This window comes from Pseudomonas sp. 05N431 (assembly GCF_056397005.1).
The window spans coordinates 1-22,321 of sequence record NZ_JBFTMN010000017.1; the positions used below are offsets into that span (position 1 = coordinate 1).

The window sequence follows — 22,321 nt, forward strand, 5'->3', positions numbered from 1 at the left end:
CGAAGCAGACCGTAGGCGATGCCCCCTGATGGACACCGGAGTGAGGGGACGCCGAGCCTAGGCGAGGTGCCGTACGCTTGGGGCGAGCGTTTTTTTGCTTACTTTTTTTAGGCGCTTGTAAAAAAAGTGAGTCGCCGTCAGGCGAAACCCTAAGTGGCCGTTACCGCAGGAATGGATATGTACACCTGCGAGAGATTGGCCGGCTGTCAGGCCGCCATCGCGAGCAGGCTCGCTCCCACAGTGGATTAGTGTACATCTGCGAAAGATAGGTCGGCTGTCAGGCCGCCATCGCAGGCAAGCCAACTCCCACAGGTGAACGGTGTACATTCGCAAGAGATAGGCCGGCTKTCAGGCCGCCATCGCAGGCAAGCCAGCTCCCACAGKTGAACGGTGTACATTCGCAAGAGATAGGCCGGCTTTCAGGCCGCCATCGCAGGCAAGCCAGCTCCCACAGTTGAACGGTGTACATTCGCAAGAGATAGGTCGGCTGTCAGGCCGCCATCGCAGGCAAGCCAGCTCCCACAGTTGAACGGTGTACATTCGCAAGAGATAGGCCGGCTTTCAGGCCGCCTTCGCGAGCAAGCCCGCACAGTGGATCGCGTACACCTGCAAGCGCTGACCCGGCAAGAAACCACAGGCAAAAAAAAGGGCGACCGAAGTCGCCCAAAATGCCTTGCGTGCTCGTGCTTCCAGAAAGACCTAAGGCTTTTTGCGCTTATGTGCGTCTTTCCAGATAAAAAATCCAAACCCGGCAAAAAACAGAACCATGAGGCCGACTGTCAGCACTCCGGCGATCACCACATTGTCGAAAAACATGACTGGCCTCCTGCACTTGCCCTGTTGCGATGGGGCTAAGTTACCCAATCGGGCGCAGAAGAAAATTGACCGGGATCAATGCCGCCCAAGACCGGGCGTAAAAGGAAAGGAAATAACTGACCTGTATCAATGGAAACAGGGAGGATCAACGCTTTTTCGGTTTGTTTTTCGGCTTTTTCTTTGCTTTACCCAAAGGCATGGCCTGCTCGAACGCCTGACGCACTTCGTTCAGGCGCTTTTCATTAAGGTCATGCACGCGCTTGGCACGCTCGGTGTTGAGGTCGATCAGCTTGTCATCTTGGCTCATGGCGTGGCTTACATCTTCAAGGTCAATACAGGCGTAGCACAGCGACCACCGTCACCCTGCCCGCTCAAGGTTTGCCAATAATGCGGCCAATGGTCGGCGCTGACCAGTCACCAGCAGCATCACAGCGCAACAAAAAGTGTGTAAGCGTCAGACCTCGATATCAACCCACAACCCCTGGCGCGGCTGATCGTCTATCAACGGGACCACAGGCACCGTGTTGTCGGCGTTCAACTCGTCACCCGGCACGGCCAGGTGCTCTTCAGGATCATTTTCGGCTTCGCGACGACGCCTGTCGCGTTCCTGCTGGCGTCGCTGCTCTTCGCGCAACAACTGCGCCGACTCTTCGGCATGGCGCTTGTGCAGGTCGATCGTACTTTCGCTGGAGCTCGCCTCCACCGGCACCACCGGCGGAATATCCGGCCGCTGGCGAATCGGATCCTGCTGGGAAGTAATCGGCACGGCACTCAAGGGGAGCATCGGTGGCAGCATGGTTAATAGTCTCCTGACGGCAGGCTGTCGGCTGCTGGAGGGGCGACTTGAGCCATCGGTCGCAAACTTGCGACCCGGTTGACACTCACAATCGACAATCGCCTCCGTGCGCTACGGTAAGACTAGGGCCTGTCATCAGTTATTTCCTGCGTTACAGGAAATAACTGATGACAGGCCCCCGCAGTTTTTATGAGAGTCCTTTGGCTCTGAAGGCACTGATCCGTTAACATAGTCGGCTTTTTCAAGGCGGGAGTCAGGCAGCATGGCGCAGCAGTATCAACCGGGGCAACGCTGGATTAGTGACAGCGAAGCCGAGCTAGGTTTAGGCACCGTTCTGGCACAGGACGGTCGCTTGCTGACCGTGCTCTATCCGGCCACTGGCGACACTCGCCAGTACGCGCTACGGAATGCGCCCCTCACTCGCGTGAGGTTTTCGCCGGGTGACATGATCACTCACTTCGAAGGCTGGAAAATGACCGTGCGCGAAGTCGACGACGTCGACGGCCTGCTGGTCTACCACGGGCTCAACGCGCAGAACGAAGTAGTGACGCTGCCTGAGACCCAACTGTCGAACTTCATCCAGTTCCGTCTGGCCAGCGACCGTTTGTTCGCCGGGCAGATCGACCCACTGGCCTGGTTCTCCCTGCGTTACCACACCCTGGAACACACCAGCCGCCAGTTGCAATCCTCGCTCTGGGGCCTGGGTGGCGTGCGTGCGCAACCGATCGCCCACCAATTGCACATCGCCCGTGAAGTCGCTGACCGTATCGCGCCGCGGGTTCTGCTGGCGGACGAAGTCGGTCTGGGTAAAACCATCGAAGCCGGTCTGGTGATCCATCGCCAACTGCTCTCGGGCCGCGCCAACCGCGTGCTGATCCTGGTGCCGGAAAACCTCCAGCACCAGTGGCTGGTGGAGATGCGCCGTCGTTTCAACCTGCAAGTCGCGCTGTTCGACGAAGAACGCTTCATCGAAAGCGATGCCGGCAACCCGTTCGAAGACACCCAGCTCGCACTGGTCGCTCTGGAATGGCTGGTGGACGACGAAAAGGCCCAGGACGCGTTGTTCGCTGCCGGCTGGGACCTGCTGGTGGTCGACGAAGCGCACCACCTGGTGTGGCACGAAGATCAGGTCAGCCCTGAGTACTCGCTGGTCGAACAACTCGCAGAAACCATTCCCGGTGTGCTGCTGCTGACCGCGACCCCGGAGCAACTGGGTCAGGACAGCCACTTCGCTCGCCTGCGCCTGCTCGATCCAAACCGTTTCCATGACCTGAAGGCCTTCCGCGCCGAGAGCGAAAACTATCGCCCGGTGGCCGAAGCTGTTCAGGAGCTGATGGACCAGGGGCGCTTGTCCCCGGCCGCACATAAAACCATCCAGGGTTTCCTCGGTGACGAAGGCGAAGCGCTGCTGACTGCCGTCAACGCTGGCGACGCCGAGGCCAGCGCCCGTCTGGTCCGCGAATTGCTGGACCGCCACGGCACCGGCCGCGTGCTGTTCCGTAACACCCGCGCTGCGGTGCAGGGCTTCCCGGAACGCAAACTGCACCCGTACCCGCTGCCGTGCCCGGACGAATACCTCGAACTGCCATTGGGCGAACACGCCGAGCTGTACCCGGAAGTCAGCTTCCAGGCGCAACCGGATATCGATGAAGAACAACGCTGGTGGCGCTTCGACCCACGGGTCGAGTGGCTGATCGACCAGTTGAAAATGCTCAAGCGCACCAAAGTGCTGGTGATCTGTGCCCACGCCGAAACCGCGATGGACCTGGAAGACGCTCTGCGCGTACGTTCCGGCATCCCGGCCACGGTGTTCCACGAAGGCATGAACATCCTCGAGCGTGACCGCGCGGCCGCCTACTTCGCTGACGAAGAATTCGGCGCCCAAGTGCTGATCTGTTCGGAAATCGGCAGTGAAGGTCGCAACTTCCAGTTCTCCCACCACCTGGTGCTGTTCGATCTGCCATCGCACCCGGACCTGCTGGAACAGCGAATCGGCCGTCTTGACCGGATCGGTCAGAAGCACGTCATCGAACTGCACGTGCCGTACCTGGAAACCAGCCCGCAAGAGCGCCTGTTCCAGTGGTATCACGAAGCGCTGAATGCGTTCCTCAATACCTGCCCGACCGGCAACGCCTTGCAGCATCAGTTCGGCCCGCGCCTGCTGCCGCTGCTGGAAAACGCCGATGACGGCGAGTGGCAAGCGCTGATCGACGAAGCCCGTACCACCCGTGAAAACCTCGAAGCTGAGTTGCACAGCGGCCGTGACCGTCTGCTGGAGCTCAACTCCGGTGGCGCGGGCGAAGGTGACGCGCTGGTTGAGGCGATTCTTGAGCAAGACGATCAGTTCGCCCTGCCGATCTACATGGAAACCCTGTTCGATGCGTTCGGCATCGACAGCGAAGACCATTCGGAAAACGCGCTGATCCTCAAGCCGAGCGAAAAAATGCTCGACGCCAGCTTCCCGCTGGGCGACGACGAAGGCGTGACCATCACCTACGACCGCAACCAGGCGCTGTCTCGCGAAGACATGCAATTCATCACCTGGGAGCACCCGATGGTTCAGGGCGGCATGGACCTGGTGCTGTCCGGCTCGATGGGCAACACCGCCGTTGCGCTGATCAAGAACAAGGCACTCAAGCCTGGCACCGTGTTGCTGGAACTGCTCTATGTCAGCGAAGTGGTTGCCCCGCGCTCGCTGCAACTGGGCCGTTATCTGCCTCCGGCCGCCCTGCGCTGCCTGCTCGATGCCAATGGCAACGACCTGTCGGGCCGCGTCTCGTTCGAGACCCTCAACGACCAGCTCGAAAGTGTGCCACGCGCCAGCGCCAACAAGTTCGTCCAGGCCCAGCGTGATCAACTGACACCGCGCATCAATGCCGGTGAAGAGAAGATCACTCCGCGCCACGCCGAACGTGTAGCCGAAGCGCAACGCCGCCTGGCCGCCGACACCGAAGAAGAACTGGCGCGCCTGACCGCCCTGCAAGCGGTCAACCCGACGGTACGCGACAGCGAATTGGTTGCCCTGCGTCAGCAGCGCGAACAAGGCCTGGCCATGCTCGACAAAGCGGCACTGCGACTGGAAGCGATCCGGGTACTGGTGGCGGGTTAAGCCCTCCTCTTTACCCCGTGATAACAAAGAAGGCCCGCAGCGATGCGGGCCTTTTTTGTCTGTTTTATTGTAGTGGTGTTGCTGACGGCCTCATCGCGAGCAAGCTCGCTCCCACACTGGATCACCTGTTAACACGACATTTGTGAACACCATCGATCAAATGTGGGAGCGGGCTTGCTCGCGAAGGCGATCAGGCAGTCGCCACCGCAATCCCCGGCTCAACCACTGCCACCAACCCTTCCTTCATCCGCTTGGCATCCCGCACAAAACACCGCGAAGCCAGGAACAGAAACACCATGGTCGAAAACAGCGCCACCGGAATCAGGTACATCGCGTCATGCAACCCTACCGCCTTGAAGGCCTCGCTCATTTGCTCGGCACCGGCCGCCAGCATTGCGCTATGGGCAAAATGATCGGACAAAGCGCCGACCACCACCGGACCCAAGCCACCGCCCAACAGGTAGAGTCCGGCAAAAAACAACGCCATCGCCGTGGCGCGCAAACGCGGTTCGACCACATCCTGAATGGCCGTGTAAACGCAGGTATAGAAGTTGTAGGCAAACAACCAGCCGACGCTGAACACGGCGACGAACACACCGATTTCAATCCGTCCGGCATGCAGCGCCCACGCTGTGCACAGGGTCGAGATGATCAGGCTGAACGCGGCAAACAGCAGCCGACCGTTGGCCACCCGCTGGTGAATCTTGTCGGCCACCCAGCCGCCTAGCGTCAGGCCGAACAATCCGGTCACGCCAACGATCACCCCGGTGGCCACCGCCGCTTGCTGCAATGGCATCTGAAAGTAGCGCTGCAGCATCGGCACCAGAAACGAGTTACAGGCATAGGTGGCAAAGTTGAAACACAGCCCCGCCATCACCAACCAGAGGAAGGTTGGAATTGCCAGCACCCGGCGAATCGGCCGATCCACCCGCTCCTGGGACACGCGCACGGTTTCCGCCGCGCCGCGCTGGGGTTCTTTGATGAAGAACATGAAGATCGCCAGGATCAAACCCGGGATCGCCGCGATGAAAAACGGTGCACGCCAGCTGTCGAACGCCTTGACCATCGCGCCGATGGTAAAGAACGCCAGCAACAGACCCAGTGGCAGCCCCAGCATGAAGATCCCCATGGCCCGCGCCCGACGGTGTGCCGGGAACAAATCACCGATCAGCGAATTGGCGGCCGGCGCATAGCTGGCTTCACCGATGCCGATCCCCATGCGTACGATCAGGAAACTCCAGAAACTCCCCACCAGGCCGTTGACTGCGGTCAACCCGCTCCAGACCGCCAACCCCCAGCCCATCAACTTGCTGCGCGAACCGGTGTCAGCCAATCGCCCTAACGGCAGACCGGCAATGGCATAAACGATCGTGAATGCGGTACCGATAATCCCCAGTTGAAAGTCGCTGAGGTGCCATTCCATGCGGATTGGCTCGATGATGATCGCCGGGATCGTGCGATCGAAGAAGTTGAACAGATTGGCCAGAAACAGCAGGAACAGAATGCGCCAGGCATTCGTCGCTTGGGTCGAGTTCTGCATGGGTCCGTCTCTTTTATTGTTATGAGGGCTTCACTGCCGACGGCATTCCAGCCCGGAACCCGCAATCTAGTCAGCGCCTTGGCCGCTGTCTGTCATTATTCGTCAGGCTGATACCCGCTCATGACGGCCAAAGCCAGGCGCATGACAATTTATGTCTAAGCGCTCCTGGCCTTATTGCAAAATCATTAGTGCCAATGTGCCACTATTTCTTGCGCTCTGTGCACGGCCTCTATACTCCAGACATTCGCCAGCGTTCATGGCGCCGGCAGAGAATGACTCAGAGACGGGGCATGCTATGGAGTGGCCTGGTTTGCATTTCATTACCGAGCTGCCAGAGAGCAGCGGGCAAGTCGTACTCAATTGCACTCATAACCCCTTTCTGGTGCTGTTGGCCTACCTGGTTGCCTGTGCGGCCAGCTTCGCCACGCTGGACATGGCCGAACGCGTCGGTCACGCCGAGAATCCTGCATCCCAACGGCTCTGGCGCTGGGTCGGTGCCTGCTGCCTGTCGGGCGGTATCTGGACCATGCACTTCATCAGCATGCTGGCGTTCCAGGCCCCCATCGACATCCATTACGACTTGCCAGCCACCTTGCTTTCCCTGTTGATCGCCTTTATTGCAGCCTTTGTCGCGATGAACACCCTGAGCAGTGCTCAACTTAATGTGCGGCAATATGTGCAAACCTCGATCTGCATCGGACTGGGCATCGCCACCATGCATTACGTGGGTATGACGGCCATGCGTTCGAACGCCGTGGCCCACTACGAGCCAATCGTGTTCGGCCTGTCGGTCCTGATCGCCATCGGTGCCAGCGCCATTGCCTTGCTGCTGTCGCATGGTCTGCGCAATGGCGGCGGCATCGCTCATCAGGTGCTCAAATACACCGCCAGCCTGGTGCTCGGCGCCGGCATCGTGAGCATGCACTTCACCGGTATGCAGGCCATGAGCCTGGTGTTGCCGACCGGAGTCCCCATGCAACTGTCAGTCGACGACGACCACCTGCAACTGGCGCTGACGATTGCGCTGATCGCGCTGCTGGTCATCGGCAGCTGCATCAGCGCCGCCCTGGCCGACAAAAAACTGCAGCACAAGGACCATGACTTGCGCCGGGTCAACGCACTGCTCAGTCAACTGGATCAGGCGCGCATGTCGCTGCAACAAGTGGCGCACTACGACCCCCTGACCAACCTGATCAACCGCCGCGGTTTCAATCAGATCTTCGCCGAAAAGCTCATCGAAAAAAGCACCCATGGCGGCATGCTGGCGGTGATGTTTCTGGACATCGATCACTTCAAGCGGATCAACGATAGCCTCGGTCATGACGCCGGTGACGAACTGTTGAAAGTCCTCGCCAACCACATCAAAAGCTCGACCCGCAGCCACGAGGATGTGGTCGCGCGGTTTGGCGGCGATGAATTCTGCATTCTGATCAACCTGCGTGAGCGCGACGAAGCACGGCACATGGCCCAGCGCATCATGCAAAAGATGAAGGAGCCGATCGAGTTGGCCGGCAGGCGCATGGTCATGACCACCAGCATCGGTATCAGCGTGTTCCCAGACGACGGCGAAACCTGCGAGGAACTGCTGAAACACGCCGACCTGGCGCTGTACCAATCCAAAGGCAACGGCCGAAACGGCCTGCAGTTCTTCAGTTCCAATCTGAAAACCAAGGCGACGATGGCGCTGCAGCTCGAAGAAGAACTGCGCAATGCCTTACGCGACGAGGCCGGGTTGATGCTCTATTACCAGCCGATCTATGACCTCAAAAGCGGCCAGGTCACCAAACTGGAAGCGCTGATTCGCTGGCAGCACCCGATACACGGCTTGCTCGCACCTGATCGTTTTATCGCGATTGCCGAAGCCAATGGCTTGATCGCCGAACTCGACAACTGGGTGCTGCGCAAAGCCTGCGAAGACTTGAGCGAGCTGTCCAGGCACGGCTGTGAGTCGTTGAAAATAGCTGTGAACTGCTCGCCCCTCAATCTCGCACGCGAAGAGCTCGCCGAAGAAGTCGAAAGCGCGCTGCGAGCAGCCGGCGTCTCACCGCAGAGGCTGGAACTGGAGGTCACGGAAAACGCGTTGATGGGCAATATTGCCAATACGCTGGTGCTATTGCGCAAGATTCGGGCACTTGGCGTTTCGCTGTCGATCGACGACTTCGGCACCGGTTATTCGTCGCTGGCCTACCTCAAGCGTCTGCCTCTGAACACCCTGAAAATCGACCGTTCGTTTATTCAGGACATCCCCAAGGCCACTCAGGACATGGAGATCGTCCAGGCCATTATCGTCATGGCCCACACCCTGCATTTGCAGGTGGTGACCGAAGGGGTCGAAACCCTGGAGCAGTACCAGTTTCTCGAACGTTTCGATTGCGACTTTGTTCAAGGTTACCTGTTGAGCCGCCCGGTGCCGCTGGCTGAATTGCGTCCGGTACTGAACGAAATCAACCAGCGCAAGCACGCACACGCCATCAATCCCTTGAGTCTGGCTCGCGGTACAGATGGATTAGTGTCGCGGGATCCTTTTCCAGATAGCCCTGACCAGCATGCAGGCGCATCAGTTGCGCAGCCAGTCCACTGATCGGCGTCGCCGAACCCTGCTCGCGGGAAAATTTCACGGCGCCATCCAGGTCCTTGAGCAGCGTTCGAACATGCCACTTTATGGGTTCGAAACGGCTCTCGGCCATTTGCGGGGCAAGTATCTGCAAGGGTTTCGAGTCGGCAAACCCGCCGCTCAATGCTTCGGCCAGCAGGCTCGCATCCACGCCTGAACGTTCAGCCAACGCCACCACTTCAGCGATCACCAATGCATTGCAGGCAACGATCATCTGATTGCAGGCCTTGGTCACTTGCCCTGCCCCGACCGCGCCCATGTGCGTGACCCGTTGACCAAGGCTCAACAACACCGGACGCACCCGTTCGACATCGGCAGGCTCACCACCGACCATGATCGCCAGGCTTGCGGCCTCGGCACCCGCCACGCCACCGGATACCGGTGCATCCAGCCAGCCCATGCCGGTACGGCTGGCCAGTTCGGCAGCCATTTCCCGCGTCGCCGTGGGCTCCAGGCTGGAAAAATCCACCAGCAACTGGCCGGCTTTCGCTCCGAATGCCACGCCTGCCGCACCGAACACGACCTCGCGCACCACCTCGGTATTGGCCAGGCACAACATCACCAGATCGGCGTACTGACACAACTCGGCAGGCGTGGCCACTTGCCGCGCTCCGGCCTCGACCAAGGGCGCGCACTTGTCAGGGTTGCGGTTCCAGACGGTCAGTGGGTAACCCGCGGCCAACAAGCGCCGACACATGGGTAAACCCATCAAACCGATTCCAGCAAACGCGAGCGAAGGTAACGTAGCCATCAATCTGCCTCTATTTGATTAAAGATCGCCAAATTTTGGCCGATTCATCATGACTCGGGAAAGGATTCCCCCTAGCGATACTCAGGTAAAGCCCTATCGCTGGGGACAATATCGCACTGTAAAGTCGCGAGTTCTTTATTCGTGATGGCTTGATGACATCTCGCCGCCGAACCCACCAGTCCAGGCACATGGCGCACAATGACTTCTAAAAATAATCCTGCCCCTGCGGTATCCGAACTGACGCTCACCGCCGCCACGGATAAACCCTCAGTCCCGAAGCCATTGACCAGTTCACGCCCGCTTGCGACCCAGCAGTACCTGTACTTCACCGAGACCAACACCGATCGTATCCTCGACAACCTCGATGGTCTGCGCGATCTGGTGTTCCCCAAGCCGCCGCACCTGGAAGACGCCCACGAACTGCATCAGCAGGAATTCCCTTCGGTGTGCCTGATCGGTCTGGGTCGTTGTGGTTCGAACATCGCGCTGGACGTTGCGGAGCTGGTGTACAACGCCCGCAAGTTCTACCTCAACGAGTTCAACAACGAAGACAAGCCCTATGCTGAAAAGGGCTACAGCCCTGCGCAATGGATTCGTAACAACCTCAAACTGGGTGCCGGCAAGGCCACCAAACCGGTATTCCTGGTTGAGCCGTTGGTGATGCTCGGTGACCTGGACAAAGACATCGCCGGACGTATCCGCTTCTCGCGCAAGGGCGAAAAAAGCGGCTTCCTGCGTGACTACAGCAAAATGAAGATCATGGACCTCTCGGAAGTTCATGCTGGTGGCGCCGGTAACGCGCCAATCCTCGGCCAGTACCTGGCGAAGATCATCCTGAACAAGGACACCCAGCGTTTCTCCAGCCCCGACTGGAAGATGATCCACTCGTACCTGATCGACAGCTGCGGCATCAAGGCCAACCAGTCGCGCCTGTACTTCTCGATCTTCAGCGCCGGCGGCGGTACCGGTTCGGGCATGGCCTCGGAGTTCGGGCTGGCCCAGCAACACTCGTACATGAACAAGACGTTCGACACCAAACCGGTGGACGAGCACGACAGCAAGAGCGGCCACTCCTTCGTTTTCGAGCCGATCTTCACCAGCGGCATTTGCGTACTGCCGAACATTTCCGATCACCGCAGTGAAATGTCTGAAGCGCTGCACATCAACGCCGGCCGCCTGTTGTGCAAGTACCTGTCGGAAGAATGGGATTTCTCGTACAACTTCGCCAACGAAGACAGCAGCGAAGCCAGCGTCATGGGCCGCATCCGCCCATGGAACGCGATGATGCTGATCTCCAACGACATCATGCGTTACGCCGAAGAGAACGATGACGGCAATATCCAGAACATTGATGTCAATGCCATGGAAAAGCACGCCAACCAGTACATCTCGCAGCAGATCTTCAACATTCTGACGGCCCAGGCAGTCACCACCGACTACGACCAGAACTACTTCCGTCGGGCCGGTATCGATATCGGCGAAACCATTCGCCTGGACGCCAACGACCTGTTCATGAGTCTGGCCGGGCCAGTGGCGATTGCCTACGCCGAGTCGGTGGTACCGGAGCAACCGGCACCGAGCAGCGACAAGTTCAAGGTGTTCGACAAAGAGCCACAGCGCCTGAACATCGACGACCTGTTCTTCCGCTCCATCGACCTGCCGCACTTCAACAAAGTGACCCAGGCCATCGAAGGCATCAGCCTGTTGCCGATCGAGTCCAAGCGCTATCGTGCGTCGCTGGAGCAATACAAGAACTCGGGTTACGACGCTGCCGCGCTGCATGACCTGCACTTCTTCAAGAACTGCTCGTCGGTAGTGTCGATCGTGTCGTTGCCCAAGGATTACAAGCTGTCCTACATGGACCTGAACCGGTTGAAGACCCACCTCAACAGCCTGTTCCCCAACACCACGCTCAAGCGTTATGCACTGGTGATCGGCGCCTCGGCCAACCTTTCGCTGACCACCCTGATCGCCAAGAGCCCATGCCTGTCAGACGATTTCCTGACCTTGATCGTGGCGTTCATCAAGCGCTGCTTTGCGCGCAATCCGTACCGTTTCGACGAAACCCTGGACAACTCGATCCTCGACTTCATCATTCATGAAGACTTCGACGAGGCCAAAATCGACGAGCTGCTCAACGAGTTCGAAAACCCGGCGAAGATCCTCGACACCAACTGGTACGCGATCAAGCCGATGTACGAGAAGAAGTACCGCGAACTGATCAACGACAAAGACAAATTCGTCTCGATCAACGACATCCGCCTGTCGCGCGATTGCGTGAAAAAGGCCATCAAGTACCTGCGCGAGATCTACCGTCACCGCATCGGCAAGACCAAGGTCATCTCGCTGAATAACCATACGGGCAAGACGGCCTGACCGCGTCACGGCCAATCGCGAGCAAGCTCGCTCCCACATTTGACCGCATTCTTTTGAAGAACTCTGTCACCTGTGGGAGCGAGCTTGCTCCGGGCGGCGTTCCGACGATGGCGCCCTCACATCCAGCAAATCTCCAACATCCAGAAACAATTAAGCAGCCATTCGGCTGCTTATTAAACTGTTCCCGTTACGTTTACGTAACCTTCCCCCCTACCTGCCTGTGGCATTTCTCTACGGCAACCTGCCATCACGCTACTCGGCTACACACTTTTCCCTGAACGTCATCAGCACCAAATCGGTGCACAACTTCAGGCCTGCGCCCTTTCCTGGATCAGAATCCACGGCGAAACGACCACTGCCCACAGCTCCGGATCACGCTCGAAAAGATCCAGCGCCCGCGTTTCAGAGAGCTTGGCGACTTTGTCGGCGGCCAGCCAGGCAGCCACTTTCTCGCCTTCATCCAGGGCAACCGCTTCGGCGGCAGCGATCAAATCCAGGCCGGGATCGACCCACAATAGGGCACCCTTGGCAAAGAACGGTTCGAGTTCCTTCCAGGTAATAGATGCGGTTTCACCAAGCAGCTTGGCATAGAGGGTGCTAGGTTCTTGAGTCATGGGCCCTGTCCGGAATTGAAATCGGCGCAATCATAACGTCGGCGCTCTGGCAGAAAAACCCGGATGCAATAGAGTCATTGATCGAGAACTGCAGGAAAGCAAGGATAGCTGCTGAATCGGGTTGCTACGCAGCCAATATCCCGCCGCAATTCTGTCTTTTTCTTTCAAAAATGCGACACCCTCAGGTTTTGCCCCTGAGCGCCAGCTTTCCAAGCGAACAACCGGCGCTCTACACTGTACCGGTACAGTTGCCGGGGGCATTTCCGGGGGATATCCAAGATATCGATCCGGTTCTGTGGCTCAGGCTGCCAGGACTATAAAAACTACAACAGTAAGAGTGGAGCACTATGAATAAGGCTACTAAGCAGATTTCGAAACTGTTTGCCGCTATGGTTCTGGCCGGGGTTGCCAGCCATTCGTTCGCAGCTGACACCATCAAGATCGGCATCGCCGGCCCTAAAACCGGTCCAGTGACCCAGTACGGTGACATGCAGTTCATCGGCGCTAAAATGGCCATCGAGCAGATCAACGCCAAAGGCGGTGTCGACGGCAAGATGCTCGAAGCCAAGGAATACGATGACGCCTGCGACCCTAAACAGGCCGTTGCCGTTGCCAACAAAGTGGTCAACGACGGCGTCAAGTTCGTGGTCGGTCACCTCTGCTCCAGCTCTACTCAACCGGCTTCGGACATCTACGAAGACGAAGGCGTGATCATGATCACTCCGGCCGCTACCAGCCCGGACATCACTAACCGTGGCTACAAAATGGTGTTCCGCACCATCGGCCTGGACAGCGCCCAGGGCCCTGCCGCCGGTAACTACATCGCCGATCACGTAAAGCCGAAAATCGTTGCTGTTCTGCACGACAAACAGCAATACGGTGAAGGCATCGCCACCGCCGTGAAGAAAACCCTCGAAGGCAAAGGCGTCAAGGTTGCCGTGTTCGAAGGCCTGAACGCCGGCGACAAGGACTTCTCCTCGATCATCCAGAAACTCAAGCAAGCCAACGTCGACTTCGTCTACTACGGCGGCTACCACCCGGAACTGGGCCTGATCCTGCGTCAGGCCAAGGAAAAAGGCCTGAACGCCAAGTTCATGGGGCCGGAAGGTGTCGGCAACGACTCCATCTCGCAAATCGCCCAGGACGCTTCCGAAGGCCTGCTGGTGACCTTACCGAAGTCTTTCGACCAGGACCCGGCCAACAAGGCGTTGGTTGAAGCGTTCGCCGCCAAGAAGCAGGACCCGAGCGGTCCGTTCGTGTTCCCGGCCTACTCGGCAGTCGAAGTCATCGCTGAAGGCATCAAGGCAGCGAAGAGCGAAGACACTGCAAAAGTGGCTGCGGCCATCCACGCAGGTACTTTCAAAACCCCGACTGGCGACCTGAGCTACGACGCCAAGGGCGACCTGAAAGACTTCAAGTTCGTGGTTTACCAGTGGCACTTTGGCAAACCTAAAACCGAAGTTTCGCCTCAGTAAGGCGCTGCCTGACTGACTGCCAATAAAGCCCACGGCGTGCCGTGGGCTTTGTTTTACGAGGTAATGGGCCGTGCCTCCGTGATCCGGAAGCCTCCCCACCTGAAAATCTCAAAACCGTCATCAGCGGTTCGCTGGCAAACCTCACGTTCGAAGTGGATGCAGATCCACGGGGCCTGAGCGGGAAAATGACTCCACCAGTGAAATGCGTATCAGGTTTTTAGGAGCGCAGTAATGCCTGAGATCTATCACTTTTTCCAACAGCTGGTTAATGGTCTGACCATTGGCAGCACGTATGCCCTGATCGCCATCGGCTATACGATGGTTTACGGCATCATTGGAATGATCAACTTCGCCCACGGCGAGGTCTACATGATCGGTTCCTACGTGGCCTTCATCGTCCTTGCCGGACTGGCCATGCTGGGTATCCATTCTCTACCGCTGTTGATGACCGCCGCCTTCCTGGCGACCATCGTTGTTACCAGTGCCTACGGCTACAGTATCGAACGGATCGCCTACCGCCCTCTGCGGGGCAGTAACCGCCTGATCCCGCTGATCTCGGCCATCGGCATGTCGATCTTCCTGCAAAACACCGTCCTGCTCTCGCAGGACTCCAAGGACAAATCGATTCCCAACCTGATTCCGGGCAGCTTCAGCTTCGGTCCAGGCGGGGCACAGGAAGTGCTGATCTCCTACATGCAGATCCTGGTGTTCGTAGTGACCCTGGTGGTGATGCTCTGCCTGACCACGTTCATTTCGCGTTCACGCCTGGGACGTGCCTGCCGGGCCTGCGCCGAAGACATCAGAATGGCCAACCTGCTGGGCATCAATACCAACAACATCATCGCCCTGACCTTCGTCATCGGTGCTGCCCTGGCAGCCGTGGCAGCTGTACTGCTGAGCATGCAGTACGGCGTGATCAACCCGAACGCCGGATTCCTGGTGGGCCTCAAGGCCTTTACCGCGGCAGTATTGGGCGGCATCGGCAGCATTCCGGGCGCCATGCTCGGTGGTCTGGTGCTGGGGGTGGCCGAAGCATTCGGCGCCGATGTATTCGGTGACCAGTACAAGGACGTGGTGGCTTTCGGCCTTCTGGTTCTGGTGTTGTTATTCCGGCCAACCGGCCTGTTGGGCCGTCCGGAGGTTGAGAAAGTATGATCAGGAATCTTAAACAGGCGCTTTTCAGCGCGCTATTGGTTTGGGCTGTGGCGTACCCGGTACTCGGCCTGAAACTGTCCATCGCCGGCATCAACCTCGAAGTACAAGGTGCCACGACCTCCACGCTGATCATCATCGCCGCCTGCTCGGTGCTGATGTTCCTGCGCGTGCTGTTCGACCGCGAATACACGGCGGCCATGCGCTCCGTGCCCAAAGGCAAATTGATCCCGGCCAGTGCGAGCAATTTCCTGACCCTGCCCAGCACCCAGCGCTGGATCATCATGGGATTGATCGTCGTCGCGTTGGTCTGGCCGTTCTTCGGTTCGCGCGGCGCGGTGGATATCGCCACGCTGATTCTGATCTATGTGCTGCTCGGTCTGGGCCTGAACATCGTGGTCGGTCTGGCGGGTCTGCTCGACCTGGGCTACGTCGGCTTCTACGCCGTGGGCGCCTACAGCTATGCGCTGCTGTCGCACTACTACGGCCTGAGCTTCTGGATCTGCCTGCCCATCGCCGGCTTGATGGCGGCAACCTTCGGCTTCTTGCTGGGCTTCCCCGTGCTGCGTCTGCGCGGTGACTATCTGGCGATCGTGACCCTGGGCTTCGGTGAGATCATCCGTCTGTTCCTGCGTAACCTGACGGGCCTCACGGGCGGACCGAACGGTATCAGCAACATTCCCAAACCGTCGCTGTTCGGCCTGAGCTTCGAGAGAACGGCCGCCGAAGGCATGCAGACCTTTCACGAGTTCTTCGGCCTGACGTACAACCCGGTCAGCAAGGTGGTTTTCCTCTACCTGGTCGCGCTGTTGCTGGCGCTGTTCGCACTGTTCGTGATCAACCGTCTGCTGCGCATGCCGATCGGCCGTGCCTGGGAAGCATTGCGTGAAGACGAAATCGCCTGCCGTGCCCTGGGCCTGAACCCGACCGTGATCAAGCTGTCGGCCTTCACCCTGGGTGCCTGCTTCGCCGGTTTTGCCGGTAGCTTCTTCGCCGCGCGCCAGGGTCTGGTCACGCCGGAGTCGTTCACCTTCATCGAGTCGGCCACCATCCTCGCCATCGTGGTATTGGGCGGCATGGGCTCGCAATTGGGCGTGGTCCTCGCGGCCGTCGTGATGATCCTGTTGCCCGAGCTGATGCGTGACTTCAGCGAATACCGCATGTTGATGTTCGGCGCCTTGATGGTGCTGATGATGATCTGGCGTCCTCAAGGTCTGCTGCCTATGCAACGTCCTCACATGGAGCTGCGTAAATGAGCAGAGAGATCCTGAAAGTAGATGGCCTGAGCATGCGTTTTGGCGGCTTGCTGGCGGTCAATAGCGTTGCCCTGAGCGTGAAAGAGAAACAGGTGGTATCGATGATCGGCCCTAACGGCGCCGGCAAGACCACCGTGTTCAACTGCCTGACCGGTTTCTACAAGCCCACCGCAGGCACTATCCAGCTCAACGGTGAAGCGATCGAAGGCCTGCCCGGCCACAAGATCGCCGGTAAAGGCGTGGTGCGGACGTTCCAGAACGTGCGGTTGTTCAAGGAAATGACTGCCGTGGAAAACCTGCTGATTGCTCAGCACCGGCACCTGAATACCAACTTCCTGGCCGGTCTGTTCAAGACCCCGGCGTTTCGCCGCAGCGAACGCGAGGCCATGGAATACGCCGAGTTCTGGCTCGACAAGGTCAACCTCAAGGAGTTTGCCAACCGTCCGGCCGGCACCCTGGCCTATGGTCAACAGCGGCGCCTGGAAATCGCCCGTTGCATGATGACCCGTCCAAGCATCCTGATGCTCGACGAACCGGCCGCCGGCCTCAACCCGCGGGAAACCGACGACCTCAAGGCGCTGATCGGCACCCTGCGTGAAGAGCATAACGTCACCGTGCTGCTGATCGAACACGACATGAAACTGGTCATGAGCATCTCCGACCATATCTTCGTGATCAACCAGGGCACGCCTCTGGCCAACGGCACGCCGGAACAGATCCGCGACAATCCTGAAGTGATCAAAGCCTACCTGGGGGAAGCGTAAATGCTGCAGTTCGAAAACGTTTCCACCTTCTACGGCAAGATCCAGGCCCTGCACAGCGTCAACGTCGAAGTCCGTCAGGGCGAGATCGTCACGCTTATCGGTGCCAACGGTGCCGGCAAGTCCACCCTGCTGATGACCCTGTGCGGTTCGCCGCAAGCCCATAGCGGCAGCATTCGCTACATGGGCGAAGAACTGGTCGGCCAGGACTCCGCGCGAATCATGCGTAAAAGCATCGCCGTGGTCCCCGAAGGTCGTCGGGTGTTTGCCCGCCTGACCGTGGAAGAAAACCTCGCCATGGGCGGGTTCTTCACCGACAAGGGTGATTACCAGGAGCAAATGGACAAGGTCCTGGGGTTGTTCCCGCGGCTCAAGGAACGCTTCAACCAGCGCGGCGGCACCATGTCGGGTGGCGAGCAGCAGATGCTTGCCATCGGCCGGGCGCTGATGAGCAAACCCAAGCTGCTGCTGCTCGACGAGCCGTCGCTGGGTCTGGCGCCGATCATCATCCAGCAGATTTTCGACATCATCGAACAGCTGCGCAGGGATGGTGTGACGGTGTTCCTGGTCGAACAGAACGCCAACCAGGCGTTGAAAATCGCCGACCGCGCCTATGTGCTGGAAAACGGCCGGGTGGTGATGCAAGGCACCGGTGAAGCCCTGCTGAGCGACCCTAAAGTGCGCGACGCGTATCTGGGCGGCTAAGCACTGCTGCTACAAAAAAAGGCCTGTGTGGGAGCGAGCTTGCTCGCGATAGCGGACTGTCAGACAACATCAATGTTGACTGTCAGCTCCTCATCGCGAGCAAGCTCGCTCCCACATTTTTTTGTGTGAACCAATTATTTTTTGTCGCGCTGTAACGAACCGCAGTGACCTTTCTCTAGAGGGGTAAGCAAGCATCAACGCTTACTTGAACCCACCCCTTATTTGGAGAAACATCATGACTGCTACCACTCGCACCCTGTCCGCCGCCGCCCTCGCCCTGGCCCTGGGTTCCGCTTTGAGCATCGCGGCTCTGCCGACCACTGCCCACGCCGCCACTGACATGGAAAAATGCTTTGGCGTCGCCATGAAAGGCAAGAACGATTGCGCCGCAGGTGCAGGCACTACCTGCGCAGGCACCTCGAAAGTCGACTACGAGAGCAATCACTTCAAGCTGGTACCAAAAGGCACTTGCGAGAAGACTGCCAGCCCGACCTCACCGACCGGCTTCGGTCAAATGGCCGCCTACAAAGCCAAGTCGTAATCCCTCCTCTGCCTGGGTGTTGATGATGACTACTTCAGCGCTGCACACCGTACATTCTCACACTCAGGCATTGGCGTCCGAGCTCCCGCCCCGCGCGGGGCTGGGGCTCAAGACCGGGCACTTTGGTGCAGTACTTGGTACTCGCCCGGACATCGGCTTCTTCGAAGTCCACGCCGAAAACTACATGGTGGCCGGCGGCCCGTTTCATCATTACCTGGGCTTGATCCGCGAGCAGTATCCGCTGTCGCTGCATGGCGTCGGTCTATCGATCGGCGGCGAAGGTCCATTGGATACCGAACACCTTGCCCGCCTCGCCCATCTGATCGAACGCTATCAACCCCAATCCTTTTCCGAACACCTGGCCTGGTCGAGCCACGGCCCGGTGTTTCTCAATGACCTGCTTCCATTGGCCTATGACCCATCGACACTGCAGCGGGTCTGCGAGCATATCGATCAGGTCCAGCAGCATCTGAAACGCCCCATGCTGCTGGAAAACCCGGCGACTTACTTGCAGTTCCAGCGCTCCGACATGGAAGAAGCCTGTTTCATCTCTGAAGTCATCCGCCGCACCGGCTGCGGCTTGCTGCTGGATGTGAACAACGTCTACGTTTCCTGCATCAATCATCAGCGCGATCCGTTGGCCTACCTCGACGCACTGCCGCTGCACGCCGTGGGCGAGATCCATCTGGCCGGATTTGCCGAAGACACTGACAGCCTCGGCGATCGCCTGCTGATCGACGATCACGGTGCCCCCATCGATAACGCCGTGTGGGCGCTGTACACGCGTGTTCTCGAGCGCGTCGGGCCGGTGGCCACACTGATTGAGCGCGACAATCAGGTGCCTGCATTTTCCGTGCTGCACGCCGAGGCCCGCCAGGCCGATGAATTGCTGGGTTACACCGGGGTACGCCGATGAACACTCAAGCCGATTTCGCCGCTGCCCTGCTTGATCCTCGACGACCCTGCCCTGACGGTTTGTTCAGCGCCAACGACGCTGACCCGGATAGCCGCTTCGTGGTGTACCGCAACAACGTGCAGAGCTCGTTGATCAACGCCTTGGCCGACAGCTATCCGGTGGTTTCGCAGTTGGTCGGAGAAGCGTTTTTTCGGGCCATGGCCCAGTTTTATGTGCGGGATTTTCCGCCGACCAGTGCGCTGATCAACGACTACGGCTGTGACTTCGCCAGTTTCATCGAGCACTTTGCGCCGGCCGCTTCAGTGCCGTATCTGGCGGACGTCGCACGCCTGGAGCGCTTGCGGGTGATGGCCTATCACGCTGCGGATGCCAACGCCGTCGCCCCTGCACACATCGCAGCAGCCATGAGCGAGCCCGAAGCGCTAGCAGAGTTACGCATTCATTTGCATCCCTCGACGTTCACGCTGAGCTCGGCGTATGCCGTAGTTGCGCTATGGGCCGCCCACCAGACTGACACAGCGCCCCGGAACCTCGAGCCGTATCACCCGCAAAGCGCGCTGGTGCTGCGCAACGGCCTGGAGGTTGAGGTCTTTGCGATTGACGTCGGCACTGCAACCTTCATCCACAACCTGCAAAACAACCGCCCTTTGGGGCAAGCGGTAGCCGATGCCCTGGACGCCGCACCGGCGTTTGACCTGAGCCAGTGCCTGGCGCTGCTGATCGGCCATCACGCCATCATCCATCTGCAACACGACAAGGTATCGCCATGAACACCCGCACCGAACACCCGAACGCCATCACCCACCTGATCGAACGGATCATCGAACTGTTCGAGAAGATCCCCCACAGCCTGATCGCCTTCGTTGCACGCTTCTCCATTGCCGCGGTGTTCTGGAAGTCTGGCCAGACCAAGGTCGAGGGACTGGCCATCGATTTGTTCGGCGGCACCTTCCAGCTCGGTATTCCGCACCTCGCGGACTCGACCATTCCGTTGTTCCAAAGCGAATACCACGTGCCGCTGCTGTCCCCGGAACTGGCGGCGCACATGGCGGCCTTCGCCGAGCATTTCTTCCCGATCCTGATTCTCGTCGGCTTCGCTACACGCTTCTCTGCCCTGGCGTTACTGGGCATGACGCTGACCATTCAGACCTTTGTCTACCCGGACGCTTACCCGACCCACGGCACTTGGGCAGCCATTCTGTTGTATCTGATGGCCAGAGGTCCGGGCGCGCTGTCAATCGATCATCTGATCGCCAAACGCTAAGCCCTTGCCGTAGCTGCTACAGCCGATCCAGTGCTTCGCCGCTGCGCTTGAACCACCTCATCAGGTAATCGGCCAATACTTGTGTGCGCTTGGGCAAGCCGCCCTGATACGGATGCACCAGATACATCGGCATGCTGCGGGTCTGATAGTCACGCAGCAGCCAGCGCAAACGGCCATCGGCCAGCTCAGCCTGGAGCAAGTAAGAAGGCAGGCGCGCGATCCCCGCATGGGCAAGCGCAGCCTTCTTCAGCAGGTTGTAGTGGTTGCTGGCGAACGGTCCCGAGACCCGCACCCGCAACAGTTCATGTTGCTGGTGATACAGCCACTCTTCCCGGCCGCTGTAATGGCTGTTGAGCAGGCAACGATGATCCGCCAGCTGCGACGGGGTCTGCGGTTCGCCAAACTGCTCAAGGTAAGCCGGGCTGGCGCAGGTCATCTCGTGCCAGGCCAACAGCGGCTTGGCCACCATTCGCTCGTCGTTGGCCACCTCTGAACGAATCGCCAGATCGAACCCGTCCCGCGACAAGTCGCGGTAACTGTTGTTCAGCTCAAGTTCGATCTGCACGTCGGGGTACTCTCGGGAAAACTCCAGCAGCAACCCATCGAAAAAAGTCTCCCCCAGCGACACCGGGACCGTTATCCGAATCGGCCCGGCCATGTCGTCCTTCAACCGTGCCAGGGCCTGTCGCGCCCGCTCTACCTGAATCACCAGCACCTGCGCTTGCGGCAACAACGCCGCACCGGCCGCCGTCAGGCTCAAACGCCGTGTGGTTCGCTGCAGCAGCACTACGCTGAAACGTGTTTCCAGCTGACTGATGCGCTTGGACAGTTGCCCCTTGCTACACCCCAGTTGCTGCGCTGCCAGCGTGAAACTGCCGGCCTCGATCAACACTGCAAACGCCGCCAGATCATCCATTTCGCTCATGGATTGTTTCCATTTGAAAACCAAAGGTTGCCCATTAGCACGCTTATCAATAAAAAAAACCACACTAAACTGAAACCACATTCACCCACTTGAGGATTCGCACGATGAAAATTCTTTTGATTGGAGCCTCCGGCACTGTCGGCTCGGCCATTGACCGGGAACTGTCCCAGCGCCACAAAATCATTCGTATCGGTCGCAAGAGTGGTGACTTCCAGGTCGATATCAGTGACAACGCCTCGATCCACAAGCTGTTCGAACAGACCGGTAAATTCGATGCGCTGATCTGCGCCGCCGGCAGCGTCAACTTCGTGCCGCTGGCGAACATGACCGAAAAAGACTTCGAGCTGGGCTTGCGAGACAAGCTGATGGGCCAGGTCAATCTGCTGTTGATCGGTCGGGATTTCGCCAACGACGGTGCGTCGTTCACCTTCACCACCGGCATTCTCAGCCACGATCCGATTCGTACCGGCAGCTCGGCGTCGATGGTCAACGGCGCCCTGGACAGTTTCGTTAAAGCGGCGGCTATCGAATTGCCACGTGGCCTGCGGATCAACTCGGTGAGCCCTAACGTACTGGTTGAAGCCATGGGCAGCTACGCACCGTACTTCCGCGGATTCAAGCCGGTCCCAGCCGCCGAAGTGGCGCTGGCCTACGCGAAAAGCGTAGAGGGCTTGCAGACTGGCCAGACCTATAACGTCGGCTAAGAACGA

General features: G+C 58.9%; 20 protein-coding genes. 13 read left to right on the plus strand and 7 right to left on the minus strand.

Features of this window, described 5'->3' with window-relative positions:
• Positions 1-699: 699 nt before the first annotated feature.
• The 3 genes from ccoM to AC1DIG_RS23605 form a co-directional block, all read right to left on the minus strand.
• Entirely contained in the window at positions 700-816 is a 117-nt protein-coding gene (ccoM, locus tag AC1DIG_RS23595) for a cytochrome c oxidase subunit CcoM (protein ID WP_007926603.1), read from the minus strand.
• Positions 817-961: 145 nt separating this feature from the next.
• Positions 962-1,123 carry a hypothetical protein gene (locus AC1DIG_RS23600; protein WP_007906621.1) on the minus strand — a complete coding sequence of 54 codons (162 nt, stop codon included), beginning with the start codon at positions 1,121-1,123 and terminating at the stop codon, positions 962-964.
• A 147-nt stretch (positions 1,124-1,270) separates the two neighbouring features.
• Positions 1,271-1,612 carry an aspartate-semialdehyde dehydrogenase gene (locus tag AC1DIG_RS23605; RefSeq protein ID WP_477769243.1) on the minus strand — a complete coding sequence of 114 codons (342 nt, stop codon included), beginning with the start codon at positions 1,610-1,612 and terminating at the stop codon, positions 1,271-1,273.
• Positions 1,613-1,874: 262 nt separating this feature from the next.
• Here AC1DIG_RS23605 and rapA point away from each other — a divergent pair, with 262 nt between their 5' ends.
• A complete protein-coding gene (gene rapA / locus AC1DIG_RS23610; protein ID WP_054596025.1) occupies positions 1,875-4,721 on the plus strand; it encodes an RNA polymerase-associated protein RapA in 2,847 nt (948 codons plus the stop codon).
• Between the two features lie 190 nt (positions 4,722-4,911).
• Here the strand turns inward: rapA and AC1DIG_RS23615 are convergent, their stop codons facing one another.
• A complete protein-coding gene (locus AC1DIG_RS23615) occupies positions 4,912-6,261 on the minus strand; it encodes a spinster family MFS transporter (protein WP_477769244.1) in 1,350 nt (449 codons plus the stop codon).
• A gap of 295 nt (positions 6,262-6,556) precedes the next feature.
• Between AC1DIG_RS23615 and AC1DIG_RS23620 the strand changes: the two genes are divergently transcribed.
• Positions 6,557-8,842 carry a putative bifunctional diguanylate cyclase/phosphodiesterase gene (locus AC1DIG_RS23620; protein ID WP_477769245.1) on the plus strand — a complete coding sequence of 762 codons (2,286 nt, stop codon included), beginning with the start codon at positions 6,557-6,559 and terminating at the stop codon, positions 8,840-8,842.
• Here AC1DIG_RS23620 and AC1DIG_RS23625 read toward each other — a convergent pair.
• Complete coding sequence (locus AC1DIG_RS23625; RefSeq protein ID WP_477769246.1) at positions 8,733-9,629, minus strand: NAD(P)-dependent oxidoreductase; 897 nt, start codon at positions 9,627-9,629, stop codon at positions 8,733-8,735. The genes AC1DIG_RS23620 and AC1DIG_RS23625 overlap by 110 nt on opposite strands.
• 195 nt (positions 9,630-9,824) lie before the next feature.
• On the opposite strand from AC1DIG_RS23625, the gene AC1DIG_RS23630 reads away from it, so the two are divergent.
• Entirely contained in the window at positions 9,825-12,002 is a 2,178-nt protein-coding gene (locus AC1DIG_RS23630; protein ID WP_477769247.1) for a hypothetical protein, read from the plus strand.
• Positions 12,003-12,310: 308 nt separating this feature from the next.
• Here AC1DIG_RS23630 and AC1DIG_RS23635 read toward each other — a convergent pair whose 3' ends face one another.
• On the minus strand, positions 12,311-12,616 hold the full coding sequence (locus tag AC1DIG_RS23635) for a DUF2288 domain-containing protein (protein ID WP_477769248.1): 306 nt from the start codon (positions 12,614-12,616) through the stop codon (positions 12,311-12,313).
• 347 nt (positions 12,617-12,963) lie between these two features.
• On the opposite strand from AC1DIG_RS23635, the gene AC1DIG_RS23640 reads away from it, so the two are divergent.
• From AC1DIG_RS23640 to AC1DIG_RS23680, 9 genes are all read left to right on the plus strand, one after another.
• Entirely contained in the window at positions 12,964-14,091 is a 1,128-nt protein-coding gene (locus AC1DIG_RS23640) for a branched-chain amino acid ABC transporter substrate-binding protein (RefSeq protein WP_477769249.1), read from the plus strand.
• 231 nt (positions 14,092-14,322) lie between these two features.
• Positions 14,323-15,246 carry a high-affinity branched-chain amino acid ABC transporter permease LivH gene (gene livH / locus AC1DIG_RS23645; RefSeq protein WP_427533551.1) on the plus strand — a complete coding sequence of 308 codons (924 nt, stop codon included), beginning with the start codon at positions 14,323-14,325 and terminating at the stop codon, positions 15,244-15,246.
• Entirely contained in the window at positions 15,243-16,499 is a 1,257-nt protein-coding gene (locus tag AC1DIG_RS23650; protein WP_477769250.1) for a high-affinity branched-chain amino acid ABC transporter permease LivM, read from the plus strand. The genes livH and AC1DIG_RS23650 overlap by 4 nt, the downstream gene beginning before the upstream one ends.
• A complete protein-coding gene (livG, locus tag AC1DIG_RS23655; protein ID WP_019692181.1) occupies positions 16,496-17,263 on the plus strand; it encodes a high-affinity branched-chain amino acid ABC transporter ATP-binding protein LivG in 768 nt (255 codons plus the stop codon). The genes AC1DIG_RS23650 and livG overlap by 4 nt, the downstream gene beginning before the upstream one ends.
• On the plus strand, positions 17,264-17,965 hold the full coding sequence (locus AC1DIG_RS23660) for an ABC transporter ATP-binding protein (protein WP_477769251.1): 702 nt from the start codon (positions 17,264-17,266) through the stop codon (positions 17,963-17,965).
• A 235-nt stretch (positions 17,966-18,200) separates the two neighbouring features.
• Complete coding sequence (locus AC1DIG_RS23665; protein WP_477769252.1) at positions 18,201-18,506, plus strand: BufA1 family periplasmic bufferin-type metallophore; 306 nt, start codon at positions 18,201-18,203, stop codon at positions 18,504-18,506.
• Between the two features lie 22 nt (positions 18,507-18,528).
• A complete protein-coding gene (gene bufB, locus AC1DIG_RS23670) occupies positions 18,529-19,422 on the plus strand; it encodes an MNIO family bufferin maturase (protein ID WP_477769253.1) in 894 nt (297 codons plus the stop codon).
• A complete protein-coding gene (locus AC1DIG_RS23675) occupies positions 19,419-20,192 on the plus strand; it encodes an HvfC/BufC family peptide modification chaperone (RefSeq protein ID WP_477769254.1) in 774 nt (257 codons plus the stop codon). The genes bufB and AC1DIG_RS23675 overlap by 4 nt, the downstream gene beginning before the upstream one ends.
• Positions 20,189-20,686 (plus strand): DoxX family protein, encoded by a 498-nt coding sequence (locus AC1DIG_RS23680; RefSeq protein WP_477769255.1) that lies wholly within the window; start codon positions 20,189-20,191, stop codon positions 20,684-20,686. The genes AC1DIG_RS23675 and AC1DIG_RS23680 overlap by 4 nt, the downstream gene beginning before the upstream one ends.
• Before the next feature lie 16 nt (positions 20,687-20,702).
• Here the strand turns inward: AC1DIG_RS23680 and AC1DIG_RS23685 are convergent, their stop codons facing one another.
• Positions 20,703-21,611 carry a LysR family transcriptional regulator gene (locus tag AC1DIG_RS23685; protein WP_477769256.1) on the minus strand — a complete coding sequence of 303 codons (909 nt, stop codon included), beginning with the start codon at positions 21,609-21,611 and terminating at the stop codon, positions 20,703-20,705.
• 104 nt (positions 21,612-21,715) lie between these two features.
• On the opposite strand from AC1DIG_RS23685, the gene AC1DIG_RS23690 reads away from it, so the two are divergent.
• The gene (locus AC1DIG_RS23690) at positions 21,716-22,315 is read left to right on the plus strand and encodes a short chain dehydrogenase (RefSeq protein WP_477769257.1); all 600 of its coding nucleotides are present in this window, start codon (positions 21,716-21,718) and stop codon (positions 22,313-22,315) included.
• Positions 22,316-22,321 lie beyond the last annotated feature (6 nt).

What these genes read in the sequence shown, in the direction of transcription:
- ccoM (WP_007926603.1), bottom strand. Translation starts at nt 816, where the DNA reads ATGTTTTTCGACAATGTGGTGATCGCCGGAGTGCTGACAGTCGGCCTC.
- AC1DIG_RS23600 (WP_007906621.1), bottom strand. Translation starts at nt 1,123, where the DNA reads ATGAGCCAAGATGACAAGCTGATCGACCTCAACACCGAGCGTGCCAAG.
- AC1DIG_RS23605 (WP_477769243.1), bottom strand. Translation starts at nt 1,612, where the DNA reads ATGCTGCCACCGATGCTCCCCTTGAGTGCCGTGCCGATTACTTCCCAG.
- rapA (WP_054596025.1), top strand. Translation starts at nt 1,875, where the DNA reads ATGGCGCAGCAGTATCAACCGGGGCAACGCTGGATTAGTGACAGCGAA.
- AC1DIG_RS23615 (WP_477769244.1), bottom strand. Translation starts at nt 6,261, where the DNA reads ATGCAGAACTCGACCCAAGCGACGAATGCCTGGCGCATTCTGTTCCTG.
- AC1DIG_RS23620 (WP_477769245.1), top strand. Translation starts at nt 6,557, where the DNA reads ATGGAGTGGCCTGGTTTGCATTTCATTACCGAGCTGCCAGAGAGCAGC.
- AC1DIG_RS23630 (WP_477769247.1), top strand. Translation starts at nt 9,825, where the DNA reads ATGACTTCTAAAAATAATCCTGCCCCTGCGGTATCCGAACTGACGCTC.
- AC1DIG_RS23635 (WP_477769248.1), bottom strand. Translation starts at nt 12,616, where the DNA reads ATGACTCAAGAACCTAGCACCCTCTATGCCAAGCTGCTTGGTGAAACC.
- AC1DIG_RS23640 (WP_477769249.1), top strand. Translation starts at nt 12,964, where the DNA reads ATGAATAAGGCTACTAAGCAGATTTCGAAACTGTTTGCCGCTATGGTT.
- livH (WP_427533551.1), top strand. Translation starts at nt 14,323, where the DNA reads ATGCCTGAGATCTATCACTTTTTCCAACAGCTGGTTAATGGTCTGACC.
- AC1DIG_RS23650 (WP_477769250.1), top strand. Translation starts at nt 15,243, where the DNA reads ATGATCAGGAATCTTAAACAGGCGCTTTTCAGCGCGCTATTGGTTTGG.
- livG (WP_019692181.1), top strand. Translation starts at nt 16,496, where the DNA reads ATGAGCAGAGAGATCCTGAAAGTAGATGGCCTGAGCATGCGTTTTGGC.
- AC1DIG_RS23660 (WP_477769251.1), top strand. Translation starts at nt 17,264, where the DNA reads ATGCTGCAGTTCGAAAACGTTTCCACCTTCTACGGCAAGATCCAGGCC.
- AC1DIG_RS23665 (WP_477769252.1), top strand. Translation starts at nt 18,201, where the DNA reads ATGACTGCTACCACTCGCACCCTGTCCGCCGCCGCCCTCGCCCTGGCC.
- bufB (WP_477769253.1), top strand. Translation starts at nt 18,529, where the DNA reads ATGATGACTACTTCAGCGCTGCACACCGTACATTCTCACACTCAGGCA.
- AC1DIG_RS23675 (WP_477769254.1), top strand. Translation starts at nt 19,419, where the DNA reads ATGAACACTCAAGCCGATTTCGCCGCTGCCCTGCTTGATCCTCGACGA.
- AC1DIG_RS23680 (WP_477769255.1), top strand. Translation starts at nt 20,189, where the DNA reads ATGAACACCCGCACCGAACACCCGAACGCCATCACCCACCTGATCGAA.
- AC1DIG_RS23685 (WP_477769256.1), bottom strand. Translation starts at nt 21,611, where the DNA reads ATGAGCGAAATGGATGATCTGGCGGCGTTTGCAGTGTTGATCGAGGCC.
- AC1DIG_RS23690 (WP_477769257.1), top strand. Translation starts at nt 21,716, where the DNA reads ATGAAAATTCTTTTGATTGGAGCCTCCGGCACTGTCGGCTCGGCCATT.